Below are 4,097 nucleotides of genomic sequence, written 5' to 3' on the forward strand. Positions count from 1 at the left end.
ATTTCATACGCTTTTTATTTCGCATTCGTTTGTATCATAATGAGACACATATCATCTGATTGTGCTTTCTTCTGTTCTTCCTTGTAAAACCCTTCTATCTCTTCTTCTAACTCTCCCCATTTCCTTTCTGTAAAAGTACGTAATTTCTCTTCAGCCTCAAATTCGTCATTTGCAATTGCTTCAAGCACGCCATCTGTAAATAATACGATTTGAGCATTTTTCTCAAAAGGTATAACTGTCTTTTCAACTTTTATTTCATCAAAAAATCCTACTGCACAACTTCCTCGATCTAGTGCAACTACATTCTCTTCATCAACTAAAACGTATCCAGCAGGATGTCCTGCATTTACATATTCAATCGTTCTCTTTTCTGTATCAACTACTAAGTATATCGCTGTAAAATAATAGGGAATATTGTCATTCTCATTATGTAAAAGAGTCATATATTTATTTAAGTCTTTAATGACAAGTTCTGGATCGATTAAACATTTAATCGTTTCACGTAATACAGACGAAATGAACATGCAAACTAAGGAAGCAGATACACCATGTCCCATCACATCTAATAATATAATACCGTAGCGATTTTCATCGATTTTATACCAGTAATACATATCTCCAGCTAGTTTGAATGAAGGTAAGTAACTTGCTTCAATTTTTATATGTTCTTCTCTTAATGGGCTACTTAGTAAGTTTCTTTGTACTTGCGTAGCTAAATCTAGTTCATTCCGAAGATTTTCTTCCTGTTCTTTATGCCAATTTAATTCCGATTTCAAGCGCAATGCTACACGCATACGAGCTAACAATTCCACTTTATTTATCGGTTTCGTAATATAATCCATTGCACCTATATCAAGTGCTTCGGCCAATTTATTTGCATCTTCTAAAGCTGTTACAAAAATAATAGGAATATCTTTAAACTTCTCCACTTTTTGTAATCGCCTACAAACTTCAAGTCCATCAATTTCAGGCATCATAATATCTAATAGTATTAAATCTATTTCATTATGCCTGGAAGAATCTTTTCCAAAATGGATGTATTCGAAAAGCTCTTGTGCAGAATTAAGTGATACAAGATCCTGATATCCGGCTTGTTTTAAAATTTTTTCAATTACAAAGATGTTAACCGGATTATCATCAACAATTAAAATGGACACAAGTTATTTCCCCTTTTCTTATTTAAAATGTAAATCTATTATCATTTTCTATTTTTCTAGTATTACATACCCAGTTATAAAATGAAAATTTCCTACTCAAACATATTTATACAGCAAAAGAACAAACCCCCAGAAATGAGAGTTTGTTCTTTCACTCTATAAGTTTCCACTTTTAATTTAACACCATTGCTTTGTCATTTAAAAGACGATCTAATTCTTCCATATGATTTGTTTCATCTGCAATCATATCCTCTAACTTTACAACTAACTCTGTCATATTTAATTTCGCTGCCTGCTCTTTTCGCTTTTCATAACGCTTAATTGTTTCATATTCTGATTGTCTAGCGTATTCTAACATTTCTTTAACATCTTCTGCTTGTTTCACTCGTAAAGGGATCGTAGTAGGTGTACCACCTAGCGTCTTAATTTTCTCCGCTAAATATAGGGCATGTCCTTGTTCATCACTAATTTCAGATTCAAAGAAAGGTTTTAATACTTGTCTATATATACCAGAAACTGTAGCTGCATTATGGTTATACATAATAATTGCTGAGTATTCTCCTGCTAAATCTTCATTCAATCCTTCGATTAGTTCTTTCACATCGTGTGACATTTAATATCTCCTCCTATACTTAATAAGTACCCCTTTTCTCATGTTTTAAACATCGTTATTTAAAATTTTTATGTATCTAAAAACGCTGCTTGCTTCAATTTACTTATCGCTTGTCTTTTAATACGAGAAACGTGCATTTGTGAAATACCTAACCGTTCCCCTGTATCTTTTTGATTTAAATTTTCTCCAAATATATAATGAATAACACTCTTTTCCGTCTCATTTAATACGTTAAAAATATCCTTTAAAACGAGACGTCTTTCTGTCTCTTCATATCCTTGCTCTACTTCACCTACAGATTCAATTCTCGCTACCGAACTTCCATCAGATGAATTTTCAACTACATCATCTAAGGAAGATACTCGATAATTATTTTTCGCATCCATAATTTCTAGCACTTCCTCTTCGGATAGTCCTAAATGATCTGCAATCTCTATAATCTTCGGTGAACGTTGCAGTTGATCTGTTAGCTCCTCTATCGCAAGTTTAATTTTCCCGCCTAAATCTTTAATTCGCCTTGGAACATGAATACCCCAAGTTTTATCACGTAAATACTTCTTTATTTCACCTACTATCGTAGGTATTGCAAATGGTTCAAAAGCATTCCCTATCGAATAATCATACCTTCTTATTGCGCCTAAGAGCCCTAACATCCCTACTTGTATAATATCCTCATGCATTGGCCCGCCTTTTGAATAGCGATATGCAATGGAATATACGAGATTTTTGTAGTGATTAACTAACCTTTCCTGTGCCTCATCACATTGGTTTTGTTGGAAGTCTGCAATTAGTTTAATAACGTCTTCTTTAGTAAGATTCGTAGGTTGAGATTGGATTTCCATCATTCTCCACCTGCTCTCTTTGTATATATTTTGTCATTAAAACCGTCATGCCCTCATCATGCATGATTTGTATATCATCCATTAACGTATTGATTAAATATAAACCTAAACCATTTTCCGGCAAATGTTCTACTGGTCTACTAATATCATATGGGCCAACTTTACTTCTTAAGTTGTTAAAATCAAAGCTAACCCCATTATCCGCAACCATAATTTCTAATCGATCTTCATATAGCCCAAAGACAATTGCAATTTCTCCAACGTCTTCTTTGTATGCATGTTGTACAATGTTTGTACATGCTTCACTAATAGCAATTTTCATATCTTCTATATCGTCATAAGCAAAGCCCATCCGATTCGCAACACCAGCCATCGTTAAACGAATAATAGCCACATATTCTGCCTTTGCAGGAATTTTCATTTCTATCTTTTCAAATCTCTCCATCATCCCTAGTCACCTTCTTTCTACTTTTTCAAAATCAGAATTCAAATTTAATATTTCTGTTAATCCTGTAATATCAAATAATCTTTTTAACCTTTTAGATACACCAATAAACTCTAGTTTTCCATCATTTTTCTTAACTGCTTTTAATAGCGCTATAAAAACACCTAAACCGGTACTATCCATATAATCTACGTTATGAAAATCTACTACAATATGAGCCTCTTTTTCACTTGCAATAGGCATAATCTTATTTTTTAAATCTGATGCCGTATATGCATCAATCTCACCATTAAGTTCTACCTTATAACCTGCATCATTTTGCAAAATATTTATTGCCAAATTCATCATTTCCGCCCCCTTATCTCAAACTACTACTATCTTAATTACCCATAAAAATTAGTTTTAAACATATTTTTTCATTTTCATTATAAATAAATTTTCTATATCTTTCCCAACTTAACTCTTAAAAAGTACTACCAAATGTTTAAACTTTATAAATTTGTGTATGTATAATGTATAAACATTATTTTTAGGGGGATCTATCTATGGAAGAGCACAGTTTTAAAAAGGGAGATTTTGTTCAATTTTCTTATCGACACGATCATGCTACAAAATTAGTTGGTTCCATTATTAATATACTAACGAATACAATTGTAGTTGATATAGGTAATAGCGAGGACTTATCTCATATAGAACCGAGGCAGGTCGTAAGAATAAATCATTGTAAAAAAGTAACGATGGTTTAATACATAATAGAAAGTGTAATTTCAATGAGCGGGGGCCTTCATCCCCCGCTCATTCCTATGCATATTACATTAAAAAAGCATCCAAATTAGTTTAATTGGATGCTTTTTTATGTATATTTATCAGTTCATTCACTTTATAACTATATATAATAAACTTAAGATTATTATTCATTATCATACTTACGCTTTCCGTAGCATTCTAGAAAAGAATGTAACGATTAAAATAAAGACGATTGCACCTAATAAAGCTGGAAGAATAAAGATGCCTCCCCATTCAGGACCCCAATGACCAAA

Annotated in this window: 6 protein-coding genes and 1 pseudogene; 1 reads left to right on the top strand and 6 read right to left on the bottom strand. The window is 32.4% G+C overall.

Features of this window, described 5'->3' with window-relative positions; genetic code table 11:
• Positions 1 to 14: 14 nt before the first annotated feature.
• The 5 genes from KI369_RS13995 to KI369_RS14015 all read right to left on the bottom strand — a co-directional run bounded on the left by KI369_RS13995 (position 15) and on the right by KI369_RS14015 (position 3,405).
• Positions 15 to 1,157, bottom strand: coding sequence for a fused response regulator/phosphatase (locus tag KI369_RS13995; protein WP_212956355.1), 1,143 nt, complete (start codon positions 1,155 to 1,157; stop codon positions 15 to 17).
• Positions 1,158 to 1,329: 172 nt separating this feature from the next.
• A complete protein-coding gene (locus KI369_RS14000) occupies positions 1,330 to 1,770 on the bottom strand; it encodes a ferritin-like domain-containing protein (protein ID WP_212956356.1) in 441 nt (146 codons plus the stop codon).
• Positions 1,771 to 1,838: 68 nt separating this feature from the next.
• Positions 1,839 to 2,615, bottom strand: coding sequence for an RNA polymerase sigma factor SigB (sigB, locus tag KI369_RS14005; RefSeq protein ID WP_212956357.1), 777 nt, complete (start codon positions 2,613 to 2,615; stop codon positions 1,839 to 1,841).
• The gene (gene rsbW, locus KI369_RS14010) at positions 2,578 to 3,060 is read right to left on the bottom strand and encodes an anti-sigma B factor RsbW (RefSeq protein WP_212956358.1); all 483 of its coding nucleotides are present in this window, start codon (positions 3,058 to 3,060) and stop codon (positions 2,578 to 2,580) included. Before rsbW ends, sigB begins: the two co-directional genes overlap by 38 nt.
• A 6-nt stretch (positions 3,061 to 3,066) precedes the next feature.
• A complete protein-coding gene (locus KI369_RS14015) occupies positions 3,067 to 3,405 on the bottom strand; it encodes an STAS domain-containing protein (RefSeq protein ID WP_212956359.1) in 339 nt (112 codons plus the stop codon).
• 197 nt (positions 3,406 to 3,602) lie between these two features.
• On the opposite strand from KI369_RS14015, the gene KI369_RS14020 reads away from it, so the two are divergent.
• Positions 3,603 to 3,803 carry a methyltransferase gene (locus KI369_RS14020; protein WP_212956360.1) on the top strand — a complete coding sequence of 67 codons (201 nt, stop codon included), beginning with the start codon at positions 3,603 to 3,605 and terminating at the stop codon, positions 3,801 to 3,803.
• A 180-nt stretch (positions 3,804 to 3,983) separates the two neighbouring features.
• On the opposite strand, the pseudogene KI369_RS14025 reads toward KI369_RS14020, so the two are convergent.
• Positions 3,984 to 4,097 (bottom strand): annotated as a pseudogene (locus KI369_RS14025) (GlsB/YeaQ/YmgE family stress response membrane protein); the annotation flags it as partial.

The organism is Bacillus sanguinis, assembly GCF_018332475.1.
Taxonomy (GTDB): Bacteria; Bacillota; Bacilli; order Bacillales; family Bacillaceae_G; genus Bacillus_A; species Bacillus_A sanguinis.

Bases quoted from the DNA above. Each gene is read 5' to 3' on its own strand.
- KI369_RS14000 (WP_212956356.1), bottom strand. From the start codon at position 1,770: ATGTCACACGATGTGAAAGAACTAATCGAAGGATTGAATGAAGATTTA.
- sigB (WP_212956357.1), bottom strand. From the start codon at position 2,615: ATGATGGAAATCCAATCTCAACCTACGAATCTTACTAAAGAAGACGTT.
- rsbW (WP_212956358.1), bottom strand. From the start codon at position 3,060: ATGATGGAGAGATTTGAAAAGATAGAAATGAAAATTCCTGCAAAGGCA.
- KI369_RS14015 (WP_212956359.1), bottom strand. From the start codon at position 3,405: ATGATGAATTTGGCAATAAATATTTTGCAAAATGATGCAGGTTATAAG.
- KI369_RS14020 (WP_212956360.1), top strand. From the start codon at position 3,603: ATGGAAGAGCACAGTTTTAAAAAGGGAGATTTTGTTCAATTTTCTTAT.